The 18,624-nt window shown below is 59.1% G+C and carries 14 protein-coding genes; 10 read left to right on the top strand and 4 right to left on the bottom strand.

The window, feature by feature from the left end:
• Positions 1 to 54: 54 nt before the first annotated feature.
• Together GPK89_RS12215 and GPK89_RS12210 are read right to left on the bottom strand one after the other, a co-directional pair.
• A complete protein-coding gene (locus tag GPK89_RS12215) occupies positions 55 to 1,410 on the bottom strand; it encodes an MATE family efflux transporter (RefSeq protein WP_215693523.1) in 1,356 nt (451 codons plus the stop codon).
• 265 nt (positions 1,411 to 1,675) lie between these two features.
• Positions 1,676 to 2,893, bottom strand: coding sequence for an iron-containing alcohol dehydrogenase (locus GPK89_RS12210; protein WP_215693521.1), 1,218 nt, complete (start codon positions 2,891 to 2,893; stop codon positions 1,676 to 1,678).
• Positions 2,894 to 3,088: 195 nt separating this feature from the next.
• On the opposite strand from GPK89_RS12210, the gene GPK89_RS12205 reads away from it, so the two are divergent.
• The 5 genes from GPK89_RS12205 (at position 3,089) to GPK89_RS12185 (ending at position 10,267) form a co-directional block, all read left to right on the top strand.
• Positions 3,089 to 4,894, top strand: a complete 1,806-nt coding sequence (locus tag GPK89_RS12205; RefSeq protein ID WP_252261661.1) for a peptidoglycan D,D-transpeptidase FtsI family protein — start codon at positions 3,089 to 3,091, stop codon at positions 4,892 to 4,894.
• A 161-nt stretch (positions 4,895 to 5,055) separates the two neighbouring features.
• Positions 5,056 to 5,550, top strand: a complete 495-nt coding sequence (locus GPK89_RS12200) for a MarR family winged helix-turn-helix transcriptional regulator (protein WP_215693518.1) — start codon at positions 5,056 to 5,058, stop codon at positions 5,548 to 5,550.
• A 17-nt stretch (positions 5,551 to 5,567) separates the two neighbouring features.
• Positions 5,568 to 7,325 (top strand): ABC transporter ATP-binding protein, encoded by a 1,758-nt coding sequence (locus GPK89_RS12195; protein WP_215693516.1) that lies wholly within the window; start codon positions 5,568 to 5,570, stop codon positions 7,323 to 7,325.
• Positions 7,325 to 9,256, top strand: coding sequence for an ABC transporter ATP-binding protein (locus GPK89_RS12190; protein ID WP_215693514.1), 1,932 nt, complete (start codon positions 7,325 to 7,327; stop codon positions 9,254 to 9,256). Before GPK89_RS12195 ends, GPK89_RS12190 begins: the two co-directional genes overlap by 1 nt.
• 240 nt (positions 9,257 to 9,496) lie before the next feature.
• Positions 9,497 to 10,267: an RICIN domain-containing protein gene (locus tag GPK89_RS12185; protein ID WP_215693512.1), complete on the top strand. Its 771-nt coding sequence runs from the start codon at positions 9,497 to 9,499 to the stop codon at positions 10,265 to 10,267.
• A gap of 254 nt (positions 10,268 to 10,521) precedes the next feature.
• On the opposite strand, the gene GPK89_RS12180 is transcribed toward GPK89_RS12185, so the two are convergent.
• Both GPK89_RS12180 and GPK89_RS12175 read right to left on the bottom strand, forming a co-directional pair.
• A complete protein-coding gene (locus GPK89_RS12180; protein WP_215693509.1) occupies positions 10,522 to 13,230 on the bottom strand; it encodes a valine--tRNA ligase in 2,709 nt (902 codons plus the stop codon).
• Between the two features lie 390 nt (positions 13,231 to 13,620).
• A complete protein-coding gene (locus GPK89_RS12175) occupies positions 13,621 to 13,962 on the bottom strand; it encodes an arsenate reductase family protein (protein ID WP_215693506.1) in 342 nt (113 codons plus the stop codon).
• 433 nt (positions 13,963 to 14,395) lie between these two features.
• Here GPK89_RS12175 and GPK89_RS12170 point away from each other — a divergent pair, with 433 nt between their 5' ends.
• From GPK89_RS12170 to GPK89_RS12150, 5 genes are all read left to right on the top strand, one after another.
• On the top strand, positions 14,396 to 15,019 hold the full coding sequence (locus GPK89_RS12170) for a VanZ family protein (RefSeq protein WP_215693505.1): 624 nt from the start codon (positions 14,396 to 14,398) through the stop codon (positions 15,017 to 15,019).
• Positions 15,016 to 16,314 (top strand): bifunctional folylpolyglutamate synthase/dihydrofolate synthase, encoded by a 1,299-nt coding sequence (locus GPK89_RS12165; protein WP_215693503.1) that lies wholly within the window; start codon positions 15,016 to 15,018, stop codon positions 16,312 to 16,314. The genes GPK89_RS12170 and GPK89_RS12165 overlap by 4 nt, the downstream gene beginning before the upstream one ends.
• A gap of 316 nt (positions 16,315 to 16,630) precedes the next feature.
• Entirely contained in the window at positions 16,631 to 16,927 is a 297-nt protein-coding gene (locus GPK89_RS12160; RefSeq protein ID WP_215693501.1) for an anti-sigma factor antagonist, read from the top strand.
• A 16-nt stretch (positions 16,928 to 16,943) separates the two neighbouring features.
• A complete protein-coding gene (gene spoIIAB / locus GPK89_RS12155) occupies positions 16,944 to 17,378 on the top strand; it encodes an anti-sigma F factor (protein WP_215693499.1) in 435 nt (144 codons plus the stop codon).
• 32 nt (positions 17,379 to 17,410) lie between these two features.
• A complete protein-coding gene (locus GPK89_RS12150; protein ID WP_215693497.1) occupies positions 17,411 to 18,094 on the top strand; it encodes a sigma-70 family RNA polymerase sigma factor in 684 nt (227 codons plus the stop codon).
• Positions 18,095 to 18,624: the final 530 nt, after the last annotated feature.

The raw sequence follows: 18,624 nt of genomic DNA, 5'->3' as shown, positions 1-18,624 counted from the left end.
CTTATGAAATAAAAAATCTCCCTGTCCACGCCGGGCAGGGAGATTTTTTGTGGCTTATATCACTTTATGTTCCATCCACTTCCCACGGAAGAACCGCACGCCGAAGCACAGGCTGCGGCAGATCCAGTCGATGAACATACCGAACCAGACGCCGGTCAGGCCCATGTGGAACTGCAAGACGAAAACATAGCTCAAAATCACGCGGAACAGCCACATACTGATGATGCTGACCGTCATCGTGTACTTGGCATCGCCGCCCGCGCGCAGGGCGTTGGGCAGGGTAAAGCTCGTTGCCCAGAAGAACACGCTGAACAGATTGAACCAGTGGACCACATGGGTACACATCGTCGAGGCCTCAGCCGAGAGGCTGAACCAGGTCACGACCTCGGGCATCAGGATGAACAGCGCCAGGTTGGCCAGCGCCAGGCCGGTTATGGCAACGCCCATCAGGGTCATGGTGTAGCGCTGGGCCTGCTTTTTCTCGCCCGCGCCCAGACATTGGCCGATGACGGGAATCGTCGCTAGGCTCATCGTCGCGCCGGGAATGTTCGCCAGCGTCGAAACGGAGTTCGCCACTGCGTTGGCCGCAATGGCCGAGGTGCCCAGGGTGGACGTCAGGCTGCTGACGCAGAGCTTGCCGATCTGGAACATACCATTTTCAAGCCCCGAGGGGATACCGATGGACAGCACCTTCATGATCGGCTCGCGCCGGGGGCGCAGGTCGGCGAGGTGCTGGACCCGCAGCGGGTTGTGCATATTCTGGTTCTGCCACAGGATGAACACGGCGGCGAACACACGGCCAATCAGTGTTGCCAGCGCCGCGCCGATAACGCCCATGCGGAAACCGTAAATTAAAATGGCGTTGCCTGCGATGTTGATGATGTTCATGACCAGGCTTGCCAGCATACTGATGCGGCTGTTGCCCTGCGCCCGGAACAGCGCCGCGCCGCCGTTGTACAGCCCGATGAAGGGATACGACACCGCACTGATGAGGAAATACTGCTGGGCAAACCGCATGACGTCGTCGTCGATGCTGCCAAACACGCCGCGCAGAATCGGGCGGGAGAGCAGCATACAGACAACGCCCACCGTGATGGTGGAAATGCCCAGCACGCTGTACAGCTGGGCGGCGCTATGGCTGGCATTTTCCTCGTCCTTGCGGCCCAGGTATTGGCTGGCAATGACCGCGCCGCCGGTGGCCAGGGCAGACAGAATTTGAATAATCAAAATATTTAGGCTGTCCACCAGTGAAACGCTGGAAACAGCGGCTTCGCCCACGCCGGAGACCATCAGTGTATCGGCCATGCCCATGGTCACGCTGAGGGTCTGCTCCAGCAGCAGGGGCCAGATCAGGGTAAAAAGCGCCCGCTTGGTGAAGAGCGGCGCTTGCGGCTTTGCAGCGGCTGCCATGAAATTACTCCTTTTTTTCTTGGATTTTACCGTTATTATACCGCAAAATTTATACGAAATCAACGTTTTGACACTTGTTCAAAATATAGCGTAAAACATTGTAACGGCAGCGTTTGCAGCCAAAATGGCGAAAAATCAAATCGCAAGGATATTGCCCACTTTACAAAAAAACAAGGCCCCGGCCGCAGAGGGACGCGGCCGGGGCAGGGGAACACAGCAGCTTGGAGGTTGCTGCGGGCTTGTTAAAGTTAGGAATAAATCTGGTTTAGAAGTCGACCTCGGTGTCGTAGTAGCAGCACTTCAGCAGCTTTTCCATCTCTTCCTGGCTGGGCTGGCGCGGGTTGGAACCGGTGCAGGCGTCGGCAATCGCGTTCTTGGCGATTTCGGGCAGTCTCTCAAGGAAGACATTCTCCGGCACGAAGCCCTGCTCTGCGGGGTAGGAGTCGGGGCCGTAGTGGCCGATGCAGTGCGGGATGTTCAAATCGTCGTTCATGCCGCGCAGGTATTTGATGAGCAGATCGACCTTCTCGTCGTCGTTCGCGCCGCCCAGGTGCATCTTGTCAGCGATAACGCCATAGCGTGCCTTGGCGGTCGGATCCTTCGCGTTGAAGGCAATGACCTTGGGCAGGTACATGGCGTTGGCTGCGCCGTGGATGATGTGGGCGCCGTAATCAGCAAAGGCCGCACCGGTCTTGTGGGCCATGCTGTGGACGATGCCCAGCAAAGCGTTCGAGAACGCCATACCGGCCAGGCACTGGGCGTTGTGCATTGCATCGCGCTTTTCCATATCGCCGTTGTAGCTGCCGACGAGATCCGCCTGGATCATCTCGATGGCGTGCAGGGCCAGCGGGTCGGTGAAGTCGCAGTTGGCGGTGGAAACATAAGCCTCGATGGCGTGGGTCATGGCGTCCATACCGGTGTGGGCGACGAGTTTCTTAGGCATGGTGTGGGCCAGCTCTGGGTCAACGATGGCGACATCGGGGGTGATCTCAAAGTCGGCGATGGGGTACTTGATACCCTTCTCGTAGTCGGTGATGATGGAGAACGCCGTGACCTCGGTCGCGGTGCCGGAGGTGGAAGAAATGGCGCAGAAATGGGCCTTGCGGCGCAGCGGCGGGATGCCGAACACCTTGCACATATCCTCAAAGGTGATATCGGGGTACTCGTACTTGATCCACATGGCCTTGGCGGCATCGATGGGGGAGCCACCGCCGATTGCGACGATCCAGTCGGGCTGGAATTTTTCCATAGCGGCAGCGCCCTTCATGACTGTCTCGACCGACGGGTCAGGCTCGATGCCTTCAAACAGCTCAACCTCCATGCCGGCCTCTTTTAAGTACGCCTCCGCACGGTCCAGGAAGCCGAAACGCTTCATCGAGCCGCCGCCGACGCAAATCATCGCGCGTTTGCCGGGCAGTGTTTTCAGTGCTTCCAGCGCGTTGGGGCCGTGGTACAGGTCACGAGGTAAAGTAAATCTAGCCATAGGGTTATGCCTCCTTATATAAATAAAATGCTCTTTTTTGACTTTGATAATTAAATGTCAAAATCTATTGTATACAGTATACACCCTTTATGTCTAAATGGTCAATCGACAATACGGAGAATTTACTGCCGATAATTCGTCATTTTGCCCATCGCGGGCTCATACGCTTATTGTATGGGGAAGGGGGCAGAGCGTATGCGTCATATTACGCCGCAGCAAAACGCAAAAATGCGCCTGCGCACGCGGCTTTTGGCGGCGGTGCTGGCGGTGGGGTGCCTGGGCGGGCTGGTCGTGCGGCTGTTCATCCTGATGCTGCGTGACCCCGGCGGCTACGCGGCCCGTGCCGCCGACCAACAGCTGCGCGGGGCCACGCTGCCCGCCGCCCGCGGGGAGATTTACTCCGCCGACGGCACGCTGCTGGCCGCCAGCAAGACCTGCTGGACCATCCGCGCCGCCCCGCGGGAAATGGCCGACGACAAAGTTGAACCCGCTGCCCGGGCGCTGAGCGAGATCTTGGAACTGGATTATGACGATACGCTGGCAAAATTCAGCCAGCGCAGCTCCAACGACTGCCTTTTGCGCCGCCGTGTGGATAAAGATATGGCCGATGCCGTGCGGGACTGGTGCACGGCCAACGGCGTGGATGGCGTGCAGATACGCCAGGACACCAAGCGCGTCTACCCGGAAGGAAACTTTATGGGCGGCATCCTGGGCTTTACCGATGTGGACAACGCGGGCCTGTGGGGGCTGGAACTGCGCTACAACGATGAATTGACCGGGAAGAATGGGCGCATCCTGACCGCCAAGAACGCCTGGGGGTACGACCTGCCCACCCACTACCAAACGCTGGTGGACGCCGTACCCGGCAACACACTGACGCTGACCATCGACGCGAACATCCAGCATTGGCTCGAAAGTGCCCTGGCCGCCGCCGTGGAGGAGCACCATGTCGCCGAGCGGGGCGTCGGCATCGTGATGGACGTCCACACCGGCGCGGTGCTGGCCATGTCCTGCCAACCAGACTACGACCCCAATGCGCCGCGCACTCTTATAAATAAGGAAGTCCGCGACACCGTGAACGCCCTGAGCGGCGAGGAACGCAGCACCGCACTGCAAAAAGCTCAGCAGGCCCAGTGGCGCAACAAGGCCATCAGCGACCTGTACGAGCCGGGTAGCGTGTTCAAGCTCATCACGGCGTCGGCGGCGCTGGACTCCGGCGCGTGCAGGGCCACAGATTATTTTACCTGCGCAGGTAAAATTTCTGTCGCAGGTACGCGGTTCCGCTGCGCCAATGGGCACATCCACGGCACCGAGACATTTGCCCGGGGGCTGGCGGTCAGCTGCAACCCCTGCTTTATCCAAATCGGCGCACGTCTCGGGAAAGAACGTTTCTGCGATTATTTTGCGGACTTCGGCCTGCGGGAGGCAACGGGTATCGACCTGCCGGGCGAGATACGCCGCAGCGAGTATTACACGGCGGATAAAATGGGCCCGGTGGAGCTGGCGAGTTGTTCCTTTGGGCAGAGCAGCAAGGTCAGCTATTTACAGATGCTCACAGCGGTTTGTGCGGTGGTGAACGGCGGTGAGCTGATGCAGCCCTATGTGGTGGCGAAAATCACGGCCCCGGACGGGACTATTATAAAGGAAATGGCGCCGACCGTGAAGCGGCGGGTCATCAGCGAGGAAACCTCGGCCACGATGCGCCGCTTGATGGAGGGCGTCGTGACCGGCGGCACCGGCAAACAGGCCGCGCTGGAAGGCTACCGTGTCGGCGGCAAGAGCGGTACGAGCCAGAAGCTGGACAGCGCCAACGAGGGGGCGCGCATTGCAAGCTTTGTGTCGGTCGCGCCCATAGACGACCCGAAAATTGCGGTGCTGATCTGCTTGGATGAACCCCACAGCTGGACCACCAGCGGTGGGGCGCTCTCCGGCCCGGTGTGCGCTGAGGTACTAAGAAAGGCGCTGCCGTATTTGGGGGTGGAGCCGGAAAGCGGCGGCTGATGGCAAACGCGCACGCAAAGCCCCGCAGACACAACCTAAAAAACCTCTTGACATTCCCCAAACCTGTGATATACTAGTAAAGTACGCAAACGAATAGTTAGAAGGCGAACAATCCACAATCTAACTGATTATCGCAAAATCAACAGGGAAGGGAGGAAATCATGCACGAACCATCGCCAAATGACTGCGGCTGCTGTGCCGATGTTCACTTCGGCGCACTGCTGAACCAGAGTGCGCGGGTCATACGCAGGGCGCTCGATGCCCGCATTTCCGGCGTCAACCCGGATCTTTCCGGTGTGCGGGGCATGGTGCTTGGCGACATCGTCCGCGCCAACCGCAACGGGCGGGATGTCTACCAGCGCGATATTGAACAGTGGTTCAACATTCGCCGTTCCAGCGTCACCGCCCTTTTGCAGGGCATGGAGCAGGACGGTTTCATCACCCGCTGCGCCGTCGAGAAGGACGCCCGCTTGAAACGGCTTGTCGCCACCGACAAGGGCCGCGCCTGTCATGCGGAAATTGAAGCCAGCATCGCACAGTTTGAAAGTGACCTGCAGAAGGGCATTGACCCGCAGCAGGCCGCCGTCGCCCGCGCTGTGCTGGAACAAACCCTGCGCAACGCGCAGCACATTCTGGAAGAGGGAAATACCAACTAAGAGAGGGGAAATATCACTTGTTAAAAACACTCGGACGTGAAACCAAGGGCATTCGGCTCGTCTCTGTGTTGACGCCGCTGTTTATGATTGCGGAAGTCATCATGGAAATGATCATCCCGAAGCTCATGGCCTCCATCATTGACAACGGCGTCACGCCGGGCAATATGCAGGTCATCTACACCGTCGGCGCTCAGATGATCGTGGCTGCGCTGTTCGGCCTGTTGTTCGGTATTCTCGGCGCTGTTGCCGGCTCACATGCGGCCACCGGCTTTGCCCGCAACCTGCGCCGTGCGATGTTTGAAAACATCCAGACTTTCAGCTTTGCCAACATTGACAAATACTCCACTGCGGGCCTTGTCACCCGTATGACCACTGATGTGACGAACATTCAGAATGCCTACCAGATGCTGCTGCGTATGTCCATCCGCGCACCCGCCAGCATGATCGTGGCGCTCATCATGTCCTACACCATCAACCGCCAGCTGGCCAACATTTACTTGATCGCCGTCATTCTGCTGGGATGCGCACTGGTGTTCATCATGACCCGTGCCACCAAGTATTTTGGCGAGGCTTTCCGCAAGTACGATGACCTGAACGAGAGCGTGCAGGAGAACGTCTCCGCCATCCGCGTGGTCAAGGCCTATGTGCGTGAGAAGTTCGAGGGCGAGAAGTTTCAGAAAGCCAGCGAGAACGTCCGCCGCCTGCTGATGCGTGCGGAAATGATTCTGGCCTGGAACGCCCCGCTCATGCAGCTGACCGTGTACAGCTGCATCCTGATCATCTCCTGGATCGGCGCACAGCTCATCGTCAGCTCCGGCGCAACGACCTTTACCACCGGCGACCTGATGAGTATGCTGAGCTACTGCATGAACATCCTCATGAGCCTGATGATGCTCTCGACGGTCTTTGTTATGATCACGATGTCTATGGCCTCCGCCAGGCGCGTGGCCGAGGTCCTGGACGAGCAGTCCGATCTGACCAACGGCGAGGACCCCATCATGGAAGTTAAGGACGGCTCCGTCAAGTTCGACCACGTCAGCTTTGCCTATAAAAAGGATGGAAAGAAGGCGCTGGAGGATATCAACCTCGATATCCAGTCCGGCCAGACCATCGGCATCATCGGCGGTACCGGCTCGGCTAAGTCCAGCCTTGTGCAGCTGCTGCCCCGTCTGTACGATGTGACCGAGGGCAGCGTGACCATCGGCGGCGTCGATGTGCGCCGCTACGATTTGGAGACGCTGCGCAACAACGTCGCCATGGTGCTGCAGAAGAACGAGCTGTTCAGCGGCACGATCGCCGAGAACCTGCGCTGGGGCAACCCCGACGCTACCGACGCCGAGATCGAAGATGCCTGCAAGCAGGCCTGCGCCGATGAATTTATCGAGCGCTTCCCCGATAAGTACCAGACCCACATTGAGCAGGGCGGCAACAACGTCTCCGGCGGCCAGAAGCAGCGCCTCTGCATTGCCCGTGCGCTGCTGAAAAAGCCCCGCATCCTGATTCTGGACGACTCCACCTCCGCCGTCGATACCGCGACCGACGCGAAGATCCGCCACTCGTTTGCCGAGAAGATCCCCGGCACGACGGTCTTTATCATTGCCCAGCGCATTTCCTCTGTGGAGAATGCGGACAAGGTGCTTGTGCTGGATAACGGCAGGGTCAGCGGTTTTGACACCCCCGCCAATCTGCTGAAAAACAACGCGATTTACCAGGATGTCTACAACAGCCAGACCAAGGGCTCCGGCGATTTTGACGAGAAGGGAGGGGAGGCATAATGGCACAGCAGGCAAAAGTTGTCAAGGTCGGCCCCGGCGGGCGCAATAACGGCCCCCGCCCCAAGGTCGAAAACCCCGGCAAGGTGTTCAAGCGCATCCTTGCCTATGTGATGAGCCGCTATAAGGCACAGGTCATTGTGGTGCTCTGCTGCATCCTGCTGGCGGTATTCGCCCAGCTGCAGGGCGTTATGTTCTCCCAAACGCTGATTGACGGGTACATCCTGCCGCTGCTGAATTCCGGCAGCACGGATTTCAGCGGCCTGGCCGCCGCCATCGCCCGCGTGGCAGCGTTCTACTGCGTCGGCATCTGCGCCGTATTTGTGCAGAACCGCCTGATGGCAAAAATCACCCAGGGCACGCTGAAAGACCTGCGTGACGAAATGTTCACCCATATGCAGACGCTGCCCATCAAATACTTTGACACCCACGCCCACGGCGATATCATGTCGGTCTACACCAACGATATCGACACCCTGCGCCAGATGATCAGCCAGAGTCTGCCGCAGCTCGTCAACACCATCGTCACCATCATCGGCGTGCTGTTCTCGATGATTTACCTCAGCATCCCCCTGACGCTGCTGGCGCTGGCTATGGTCGGCGTTATGCTGTTGGCAACCAAGTACCTGACCGGAAATTCCGGCAAGTTCTTCATCAAGCAGCAGCAGGAACTGGGCAAGGTCAACGGCTATATCGAGGAAATGATGAACGGCCAGAAGGTCGTCAAGGTTTTCTGCCATGAGGAAGCCGCCATCAAGGAGTTCAACGAACTCAACGATGAGCTGTTCCACAGTGCCGACAAGGCCAACGCCTACTCTCTGGTGGCAATGCCGGTCAACGGCCAGCTGGGCAACCTGTCCTACGTACTCTGCGCCATCATCGGCGGTGCGCTGGTCATCAGCGGCTTTGGCGGTAGCCTGTCGCTGGGCGGTCTGGCCAGCTTCCTGGTGCTGACCCGCCAGTTCAACCAGCCCATCAGCCAGATCTCCATGCAGCTGAACTCTGTTGTCATGGCATTGGCCGGCGGTGCGCGTATCTTTGCGCTGCTGGATGAAAAGCCGGAAGTCAACGAGGGCGATATCACCCTTGTCCATGCGAAGTACGCCGCTGACGACACCGTCACCGAGACCAACGAGTCCACCGGCATGTGGGCGTGGAAGCACATCGGAGCTGACGGCAAGCCCCAGTATACCGAGCTGAAGGGCGATATCGTCTTTAAGGATGTCGACTTCGGCTACGATGAGAAGAAGATCGTCCTGCACGATATCAACCTGTACGGCCGCCCAGGCCAGAAGATCGCCTTCGTCGGCTCCACCGGTGCAGGCAAGACGACCATCACGAACCTCATCAACCGCTTCTACGATATCCAGAAGGGCCAGATCTTGTACGACGGCCACGATATCAAATCCATCGAGAAGGACGCGCTGCGTTCCTCGCTGGGTATCGTCTTGCAGGACACCCACTTGTTCACCGGCACGGTCATGGAGAACATCCGTTATGGCCGCCTGACCGCCACCGATGAAGAGTGCATGGCAGCCGCCAAGCTGGCGAACGCCGATACCTTCATCAAGCACCTGCCCGACGGCTACAACACGATGCTGACCGGCGATGGCACGAACCTGAGCCAGGGTCAGCGCCAGCTGCTGGCTATCGCCCGTGCAGCGGTCGCGGATCCGCCGGTGCTGATCCTCGACGAGGCAACTTCCTCCATCGACACCCGCACCGAAAAGCTCGTGCAGGACGGCATGGACGGCCTGATGTATGGCCGCACGACCTTCGTCATTGCCCACCGCCTGTCCACGGTGCGCAACTCGGACTGCATCATGGTGTTGGAGCAGGGCCGCATCATCGAGCGCGGCACCCACGACGAGCTGATTGCCCAGAAGGGCCGTTACTATCGCCTGTACACCGGCAATTTTGCCGAGAACAGCTAAACCGTCGAAAAAGGTCGCAAAACAGCCTGAAATCAATCAAAACTGCCGGGATAGCATCCGCTGTCCCGGCAGTTTTTGTGCAAAATGCCGCAACAGCGCCAAAAAGTTGACGACGAGGGAAAAATTGGTTATAATAGTATGCGTAGACACGCAAAAAGCGCTGCCTGACCACGCGGCCAGAGGGAAAACAGGCCGCCTTACATACACTATTTTTAACAATACACAGGAGGGGATTCCATTATGGCACCCAAGAAGAAAATTGCACAGACCGTTATTACCGAAGGTAAGTTCTACACCATCAGTGCCGCCAACGGCAAAGTCGTCGAAGTCGCTGACTATAACATCGACAACGGCGCGAAGATCCAGCTGTGGGACAACGCCAACGCCGAGTGGCAGCAGTGGAACTTCGTCGCAGCAGGCGACGGAGTTTACCGCATCCAGAACCGTTTCACCGCAAAGATGCTTGACCTGGACATGGGCGGCGTCAGCGACGGCACCCGCGTCCACCAGTGGGAGGGCGCACAGGCTTCCAGCCAGCTGTGGGTCGTTGAGCCGACCAACGATGGCCGCGTGAAGATCAAGTCCAACCTGGCCGGCAAGCTGCTTGACCCGGGCATGGCTACCGAGAACGGCACCGTGCTGCAGATTTGGGCTGACGTCAACGGCGACAACCAGTTCTGGACCATCAACGAAGTCACCCGCAAGCCCAAGACCAGTGTGAAGGCTTCCGCCGTCAAGGCCAAGGCTGCCGCCGAGAAGGCCGCCACCGAGGCTGTCAAGGCTGCCGAGCCTGTTGTTGAGAAGGCTGTTAAGGCCGCTAAGCCGGTTGCCGAGAAGGCTGTCAAGGCTGCAAAGCCCGCCGTCGAGAAGGCCGTCAAGGCCGCCGAGCCTGTCGTTGAGAAGGCTGTCGAGACCGCAAAGCCCGTCGTCGAAAAGACCGTTGAGGCTGCCAAGACCGCTGCCGCCAAGACCAACACCCGCAAGACCACCAAGGGCAAGCGCCGCAAGTAATTTGCTCTGAACTTTTTTTCTGCAATTTTTGTGCTGTAACGAGAAAACCCCGCCCCGTCAGGATGCAGTTCCTGACGGGGCGGGGTTATTTTTTGTTTGTGGCTGAAAAGCCTTCCCCCTGCGGGGGAAGGTGGCCCGAAGGGCCGGATGAGGGGCGATTGTGCCAGTATTGCCCGCGAACGAGCTGCGGCGGAAATGCTGCCCTCATCAGTCACCTGCGGTGACAGCTTCCCCCACGGGGGAAGCCTTCAGACTTACCCCAGCGCCGCAATGCTCTCCTTGATCTTGGCGGCTTTCTCCTGGGCGGCGGCCAGCTTGGCGCGGGTCTCCTCGACCAGCTTTGCGGGGGCCTTCTCGACGAACTTCGGGTTGTTCAGCTGGTTTGTGAACATCCCCAGCTCCTTCTCGGCCTTCGTCAGCTCCTTGTTCAGGCGGGCAAGCTCCTTCTCGCGGTCGATCAGCTCCATCATCGGGATAAAGCCCTTCGCGTCGGGAGTCGCCACGTTGACCATGCCGTCGGTGCTGCCCTCGTACTTGGCAGTGACCGTCACGTCTGTGGCAAAGGCGAAACGGGCCAGATACGCGCCGCCCTTCTCAAAGGCGGCCGGGCTGGCGGTCTCAATGACCATGCTCGTCTTTTTGGCGGGGTGGACGTTCATCTCGGCGCGCATGGCGCGGACCGCCTTGATGTAGTCCATCAGTTTCTCAAAGTCGGCGCAGTCCTCGGCCCAAACCTTCATGTTCTCGTCGCCGGGCCACTTCTCGTTCATGATGGTCTCGGCGCTGCCAGGCAGGGCCTGATAGATTTCCTCGGTAATGAACGGCATGAAGGGGTGCAGCAGCTTCAGCGCCTTGTCCAGCACATAGACGAGCACCTTGCGGGCGGCGTCGGCGGCAGCTGCGTCCTCGCCGTTCAGGCGGGTCTTGCAGATCTCGATATACCAGTCGCAGTAGACTTCCCAGATGAAGTTCTCGACCTTCTCGGCGGCCAGGCCCAGCTCGTACTTGTCGAGGTTTGCGGTGGCCTCGGCGGCAACCTTGGCAAGCTCACTCAAAATCCACTTGTCGCTCATGTCCAGCAGGTCTTCGGCAGGCAGGCCCGGCTCAAAGTCCTCGGGCAGGTTCATCTGCACAAAACGGGAAGCGTTCCACAGCTTGTTGGCAAAGTTGCGGCAGGCAAGCACTTTTTCGTCGCTGTAACGCATATCATTACCGGCGGTGGAGCCGATGATCAGCATCATGCGCAAAGCGTCCGCGCCGTACTGCTCAATGACTTCCAGCGGGTCAATGCCATTGCCCAGAGATTTAGACATCTTGCGGCCCTGGCTGTCACGGACAATGCCGTGGATGAGCACCGTGTCAAACGGCGCTTTGCCGGTGTAGGCAAGGCCGGAGAAAATCATGCGGGAAACCCAGAAACCGATGATGTCGTAGCCGGTGACGAGGGTGTTGGTGGGGTAGAAGTAGTTGTAATCCTCGGCGTTCTCGTTGGGCCAGCCCAGGGTGGAGAACGGCCACAGGGCGGAGCTGAACCAGGTATCCAGCGTGTCAGGGTCCTGGGTCAGTTTGGTGCTGCCGCACTTGGGGCAGGTGCAGGGAGCCTCTTTGGCAACAACGGTCTCGCCGCAGTCATCGCAGTACCACGCGGGGATCTGGTGGCCCCACCACAGCTGGCGGCTGATGCACCAGTCACGGCCGCCCTTCATCCAGTTGATGTAGTTCTTGGTGAAGCGGTCAGGCACGAACTTGATCTCGCCCTTCTCAACGCTCTCGATGGCGGGCTTGGCCAGCGGCTCCATCTTGACGAACCACTGCTTGGAGACCATCGGCTCAATGACGGAGTGGCAGCGGTAGCAGGTGCCGACCTCATGGGTCAGGGGCTCGGTCTCCTTCAGCGCACCGCAGGCCTCCAGATCGGCCAGAATGGCCTTGCGGGCCTCCAGCGCGGTCATGCCGGCATATTTGCCGCAGTCCAGAACATCCGGCTCATCGGCAGCTGCGCGGCCGGCGGCCTTCTCGGCATCGACGGCGGCCTTGTCGGCAGCACCGGTCATGTGGCCGTCATAGGTCAGCACGCGGATCATCGGCAGGTCGTGGCGCTTGCCGACCTCAAAGTCGTTGGGGTCGTGGGCGGGGGTGATCTTCACGACGCCGGTGCCCTTTTCCATGTCGGCGTGCTCGTCGCAGACGATGGGGATTTCACGGCCCAGCAGCGGCAGCACCACATGGCAGCCGTGCAGGTGCTTGTAGCGCGGGTCCTCGGCGTTGATGGCAACGGCAGTATCGCCCAGCATCGTCTCGGGGCGGGTGGTAGCCAGCTCCAGCATTTCGCCGGTCTCCTTGACGGGGTAGAGCAGATGCCAGAAGCTGCCCTCCTTGGCCTCGTACTCGACCTCGGCGTCAGAGATAGAGGTGTTGCAGTGGGGGCACCAGTTGACCATGCGGTTTCCGCGGTAGATCAGGCCCTCATTGTACAGGCGGACGAACACTTCCTTGACGGCGTTGGAGCAGCCCTCGTCCATCGTGAAGCGCTCGCGTTGCCAGTCGCAGGAGCAGCCCAGCTTTTTCAGCTGGCTGACGATGCGGTTGCCGTAGGTGTTCTTCCAGTCCCAGGCGCGCTCCAAAAAGCCGTCGCGGCCGACCATCTCTTTGGTCAGGCCCTCCTCGCGCATTTTGGCAACGACTTTGGCCTCGGTGGCAATGGATGCGTGATCGGTGCCGGGCACCCACAGGGCGGCGTAGCCCTGCATCCGCTTGTAGCGGGTCAGAATGTCCTGCCAGGTTTCGTCCATGGCGTGGCCCATGTGCAGCTGGCCGGTAACGTTCGGCGGCGGCATGACGATGGTAAACGGCTTTTTGCTGCGGTCGATCTGGGTATGGAAATACCCCTTGTCGCACCAGTTCTGGTAGATGCGGTCCTCGGTGCCCTGCGGGGCATATTGTTTGGCGAGTTCTTTCGGCATATTGTAACCTCCTGGAAAATGTGCGGGGCGTGTTTTTGCAAAACAAAAAGGCCGCCCCATGATGTATCATGGGACGGCCTGAAAAGTTCAAGTCGCGGTACCACCCAAGTTGCCTTGCAAAAGGCCGCTTTGCGGCAGGCCAGCAAGCCCGCCTGCCCTGATAACGGCGGCAACCCCGGGCGCAGCTGGCAGGGGAGCAGCCCCCTCTCACCGCACCTGCTTGAAAGTGACAGCACCCGCCGCGCTTTGCCGGGCTTGCATCAACCCCCGGCTTGCTGCAAAAGTACGATGCGGGTACACTCTTTCGCACTGCATTTGTACCTTATAATGTACAACACAATGCGGGAAATGTCAAGAGGAAAGCGGATTTGATTTTTACCTAAGGCAGATTCATTCCCATTTCTCCCACACCTCCGGGCAATAACCCACCGTAGCCTGCTTGCCATTGCGTACAATGGGTTGGCGCAAAAGCTGCTGGTTCTCAAACAGCTTGTCGGCCTGCTGGCTCTCGTCCAGCCATTGCAGCAAGGCCAGTGTATCCTTGTCCTTGGCTGCGTCGTCCACCAGCTTGGCCCAGCCGCCCACGGCACGGCAGACGTTGTCAAACTCGCCCCGGCTCAAGCCCTTTTCCTTTAAATCCACCATCTGGAATTTGATGCGCCGTTCTTTAAACCAGCGCTGGGCTTTTTTCGTGTCAAAGCTCTTGTTTGTGCCAAAAATCTGTATGTTCATGGCTGTTCCCCCACAAATATTATATTTATTTAAGAATAGCACATTATTCTTTTCTTAACAACTTTCAAATCTGGGCCTTTATTGTGGGTGGGCCGCAAAAAGGCGGCCGATAAGAGGGAAAAGAACATCTATGGATTTGGCGATCATTGCGGCCAAACAGGTTTTGCAGTTGCTGCTCATGATCCTGCCACTCTACGCCCTGGCGCTGACGGCGGTACTGTGAAACGCGGTTTGCCCTGCGGCCCCAGCGTTTCCGCAAACACCTGCTTGCCTTTAAACGGCGCGGGTGAACACGGTTCGCCCATATAACTGCCTTCCGGCGCCTTGCCCATTCCAGCGGCAAGGCGCGTTTTTTGTGTGGGATACTTGCTCTTGCCCCCATCGGGTGTTATAATGAGGGTTCATAGAGGAGTTGTATCATTAAAGGAGTATTATGGAAAAGCAAAGAACCAGTCCGTGGCTGATCTTGTTCCGCGTGATTTTCACGGCGGCGCTGATCGCCTGCATCGCATTTATCTTCCGAAACTCGATGGAGACCGGTACGGTGTCCTCGGCCCGCAGCCAGGCCGTTATGGCCTACGTCAATGACCTGCTGGCAAAGGTTCACCTCGGCCCTCTGTCCGAACATACCATCCGCAAACTGGCCCACTTTTTGGAGTTCACGGTGGAGGGCTTCCTGCTGATGCTCTGCATCCGCGTCTACACCAAGCATTTTGTCCGCCACATGAGTTGGCCGCTGCTGGGCGGCATGACCACCGCCCTGATGGACGAGACGATCCAGCTGCGCAGCGTCAGCCGCACCTCGTCAGTCGTGGATGTCTGGATCGATATGTCCGGCGTTGTGGCTGGGCTGTTTGTGGCCCTTATCATTTTGCTGATTTTCCGCGGCATCGCGGCGTTTGTCCGTGTTGAGCGCGAAAACCGTGCCCTGCGCGCCGAACAGGAAGAAATGCGCCAGCGCGAGCATGAGCGGCTGGCCCGCCGTGCCGCCCGCCGCGCCCACGAGGCGCAGGAAAACCGCCCCTTGACCGATGACGATGAGGAGGATGAAGAATGACGACCCAACAGGCAATCGAAGCCCTGCACGCCCTGCCGCGCATGGGGCAGGGAAAACCGGGCCTGGCCCGGATGCAGAACCTGTGTGACCATCTGGACAACCCGGAAAAAGAGCTGCAGTGCATCCACATTGCAGGCACCAACGGCAAGGGAAGCCTGGCGGCCATGACGTCGTCCATTCTGACGGCAGCGGGCTACAAGACCGGCTTGACCATCAGCCCCTATGTCGTTGATTTCCGGGAACGTTTCCAAATCGACGGTGAGATGATCTCGCCCCGCACGCTGGCCAGCCTGACCCAGAAGGTGATGGACGCCGTGGATGCCATCGAGGCCGAGGGCGGCGAAAAGCCGGTGGAGTTTGAAGCTGTCACTGCGCTGGCGCTGCTTTGGTTCGCCCGCGAAAAGTGTGACCTCGTCGTGCTGGAAACCGGCCTGGGCGGTCGCTGCGATGCTACGAACGTTGTGCCCCACAAGCTGGTGGCCGCGATCACGAAAATTGGCTATGACCACATGGAAGTGCTGGGCGATACCCTCGATAAAATTGCCGCAGAGAAGGCCGGCATCATCAAGGAGGGCAGCGTCGTCGTCAACTATCCCGACCAGCCTGCCGAGGCTATGGGCCCGATCCTGACCGCTGCCGCTGAGGCCCACACCAGCATCATCACGCCGGATAAGGACGATTTGACGCTGCTGCGCGGCAAACGGCTGGAAAACCGCATCGACTACGGCGGCTACCGCACCGCGCTGGGGCTGCCCGGTACCCACCAGGCCAACCACGCCGCCATGGCGGTGGAGATCGCCCTCGCCCTTTGGCGGGAGTTTGGCTATGATATTTCCGACGATGCCATCCTCGCGGGCCTTGCCAACGCCAAAATGCCTGCCCGCATCGAGGTGCTGCGCCGCCACCCGCTGCTGCTGCTGGACGGCTGCCACAACCCCGATGGTGCCAAGATGCTGGCCGCGACCCTGACCCGTGCCGATTTTGAGGAAAACCTCGTCGGCGTGCTGGGCGTGCTGGCTGACAAAGATTATAAGGATATGCTCTCCGACCTCGCGCCCTGCTTTGCCAAGGTCTACACCGTCACCCCCAACTGCCCCCGCGCCCTGAGCGCCAAGGATCTGCAGAAGGAGGCCCGCTTCCACATGGACGCTGAGGCCGCCGAAAGTGTACCTGACGCCCTGCGCAAGGCCGTTGACTACGCCGACGAGAACAACCTTGCGGGCGTCGTCGTCTGCGGCTCGCTCTACCTTGCCGCCGAGGCCCGCCCCTGGCTTCTCAAAGAAGCAGAAAAATAACCCGCGTCCCGCGATTTTGACAAAATAAACACCCCCAAGCCTGTATCATAACGGTACGGGCTTTTTTATTTGCCGCGATTGGCTTTACAGCAGCTTTTCAATCGCTTGCAGGGGAGGGATTCATCCCTCCCGCGCACCTTGCCTTTATCGCGCAATTAAAATTTCACCACCCAGGTAGGGGCCGGGCGCGCCCGGCCCTCCACGTTCCCATTATCACCCTATCAAAATACAAACCACTCCGTAGGGGCGGGGCTCTGCTCCGCCCGCACAACGTCCCCGAAACCGCAACTTTACCTACAAAAAGAAGGACAAACCTATGGCCAAAGTTACCTTCATCCCCGGCAGCGGTACCCTTGCCGCCTACCTCAGCGGCGAGATTGACCACCACGCTGCCCAATCGCTGCGCAAGGAAATCGACGCCCAAATCGATGACCGCCTTCCCGAACTTCTGACGCTGGACTTCTCCGGCGTCACTTTCATGGATTCCTCCGGCGTCGGGCTTATCCTGGGCCGCGGCCGCCACATCGGCGCACTGGGCGGCCGCCTGACTGTCCAGAACCCACCCCGGGCCGTGCGGCGCATGCTGGACTTGGCCCACATCACCTACGCCTGAACGGAGGAAAACACAGATGAAAATGCTCAATCAGGTAAAAATCACCTTTGCGGGCCGCTCCGTCAACGAGGGCTTTGCCCGCGCGGCGCTGGCGGCGTTTCTGGTGCAACTGGATCCCACCGTGCCTCAGTTGGCTGATATCAAGACCGCTGTGTCCGAGGCCGTGACCAACTGCATTGTCCACGCCTACCCGGACCGCATCGGCCCCATCACAATGACGGCAGCCATCTATGAGGGCGGCGTCGTGCGTATCACCATCACCGACCGCGGCGTCGGCATCCCGGATATCGCTAAGGCCATGGAACCGATGTTCACCACAGGCGACGCCGAGGAACGCGCGGGCCTGGGCTTTGCGGTCATGCAGAGCTTTATGGATAAGGTCAAAGTTTCCTCTGCGCCGGGGCGCGGCACCCGCGTGACCCTGACCAAGCGGCTGGATGCCCGCGCGTGAACCCCCTACATATATAAAAGGAGGGGACAGCCATGCCTGCTGACATCCGAGATCTGCCGCGCGAAGAATTTATTGAGAAGAATTTGGGCCTAGTCCATGCCTGCGCCGGGCGCTTCAAGGGGCGGGGGATCGAGTACGAGGAGCTGTATGCCGCGGGCTGCCTGGGGCTGGTCAAGGCCTGCGATGGTTTTGATACTGGGCGGGGTGTCTGCTTTTCCACCTATGCCGTGCCGGTGATTTTGGGAGAAATCAAAAAGCTGTTCCGCGATGGCGGCACAGTCAAGGTGAGCCGTTCTTTAAAAGAATTGAGCTTGAAGATCAACGCCGAGCGCGAGCGCTGCCTGAAACGTACCGGCCAGGAGCCGAGTGTCACAGAACTTGCAGAGACACTGGACACAACACCCGAGCAGATTGCCCTTGCCATCCGTGCAGCCCTGCCTACCTTAAGCCTGACACCGACCGATGACGAGGATGGACTGAAAGAGTTTGACGTGCCGGTGGATTCGCCGGAGGAAGAACTCTCCGACCGCATCGGCCTGGCCGAGGTGATGGACAAGCTGAACACCAACGACCGCCAGCTCATCCGCCTGCGCTTTTTCGCTGGCCGCACCCAAAGTGAGACCGCCCGCGTCCTGGGCACCACCCAAGTCCAAATCTCCCGCCGCGAGCGCCGCATCCTAAAATGGATGCGCGAACAACTGCTGGATGCACTGTGAAATACGACTGCAACCCAATCTGCCCCTCACGGAAACCATTCAAAAAGCGGCCCACCCGTAGGGGCGGCATACATGCCGCCCGCGCACCCTGCCACTATCGCCAACCTTACCTTCCGTCCCCCTGTAGGGGCCGGGCATGCCCGGCCCTCCACCTTGCCGTTACTGCAATTTAATCTTCCATATTGTAGGGAGGGGGCTTGACCCTCCGCCGCACATTGCCTTTATTGCCCCTTACTCCCGCCAGGTCGCCCATGTAGGGGCGGCATACATGCCGCCCGCCCCACCTTCCCATCACAACCCCTTGTACCCATCACCACCCACCACCCCAATATACACCTTGCCCAAAAATCCCTCTCAAAATTTGTCGAAAAAATCAAAAACAGCCCTTGACAAGAGTCATACTCCTTGCTATAATAATCAAGCTGTCTTGCGGCGGACACGCCGCGAAAAGCGCTTCATAACCGCCTGTATATGTTTTTTGAAGAAAACTTCTTCAAAAAACTTTCAGAAAAACCCTTGACAATCAAGCG

Source organism: Gemmiger formicilis, from assembly GCF_018784445.1.
In the GTDB taxonomy this organism is placed as follows: domain Bacteria; phylum Bacillota; class Clostridia; order Oscillospirales; family Ruminococcaceae; genus Gemmiger.
This window is presented reverse-complemented; position numbering and strand designations above follow the sequence as displayed.

Coding starts and splice junctions, on each gene's coding strand:
- GPK89_RS12215 (WP_215693523.1), bottom strand. CDS start 1,410: ATGGCAGCCGCTGCAAAGCCGCAAGCGCCGCTCTTCACCAAGCGGGCG.
- GPK89_RS12210 (WP_215693521.1), bottom strand. CDS start 2,893: ATGGCTAGATTTACTTTACCTCGTGACCTGTACCACGGCCCCAACGCG.
- GPK89_RS12205 (WP_252261661.1), top strand. CDS start 3,089: ATGCGTCATATTACGCCGCAGCAAAACGCAAAAATGCGCCTGCGCACG.
- GPK89_RS12200 (WP_215693518.1), top strand. CDS start 5,056: ATGCACGAACCATCGCCAAATGACTGCGGCTGCTGTGCCGATGTTCAC.
- GPK89_RS12190 (WP_215693514.1), top strand. CDS start 7,325: ATGGCACAGCAGGCAAAAGTTGTCAAGGTCGGCCCCGGCGGGCGCAAT.
- GPK89_RS12185 (WP_215693512.1), top strand. CDS start 9,497: ATGGCACCCAAGAAGAAAATTGCACAGACCGTTATTACCGAAGGTAAG.
- GPK89_RS12180 (WP_215693509.1), bottom strand. CDS start 13,230: ATGCCGAAAGAACTCGCCAAACAATATGCCCCGCAGGGCACCGAGGAC.
- GPK89_RS12175 (WP_215693506.1), bottom strand. CDS start 13,962: ATGAACATACAGATTTTTGGCACAAACAAGAGCTTTGACACGAAAAAA.
- GPK89_RS12170 (WP_215693505.1), top strand. CDS start 14,396: ATGGAAAAGCAAAGAACCAGTCCGTGGCTGATCTTGTTCCGCGTGATT.
- GPK89_RS12165 (WP_215693503.1), top strand. CDS start 15,016: ATGACGACCCAACAGGCAATCGAAGCCCTGCACGCCCTGCCGCGCATG.
- GPK89_RS12160 (WP_215693501.1), top strand. CDS start 16,631: ATGGCCAAAGTTACCTTCATCCCCGGCAGCGGTACCCTTGCCGCCTAC.
- spoIIAB (WP_215693499.1), top strand. CDS start 16,944: ATGAAAATGCTCAATCAGGTAAAAATCACCTTTGCGGGCCGCTCCGTC.
- GPK89_RS12150 (WP_215693497.1), top strand. CDS start 17,411: ATGCCTGCTGACATCCGAGATCTGCCGCGCGAAGAATTTATTGAGAAG.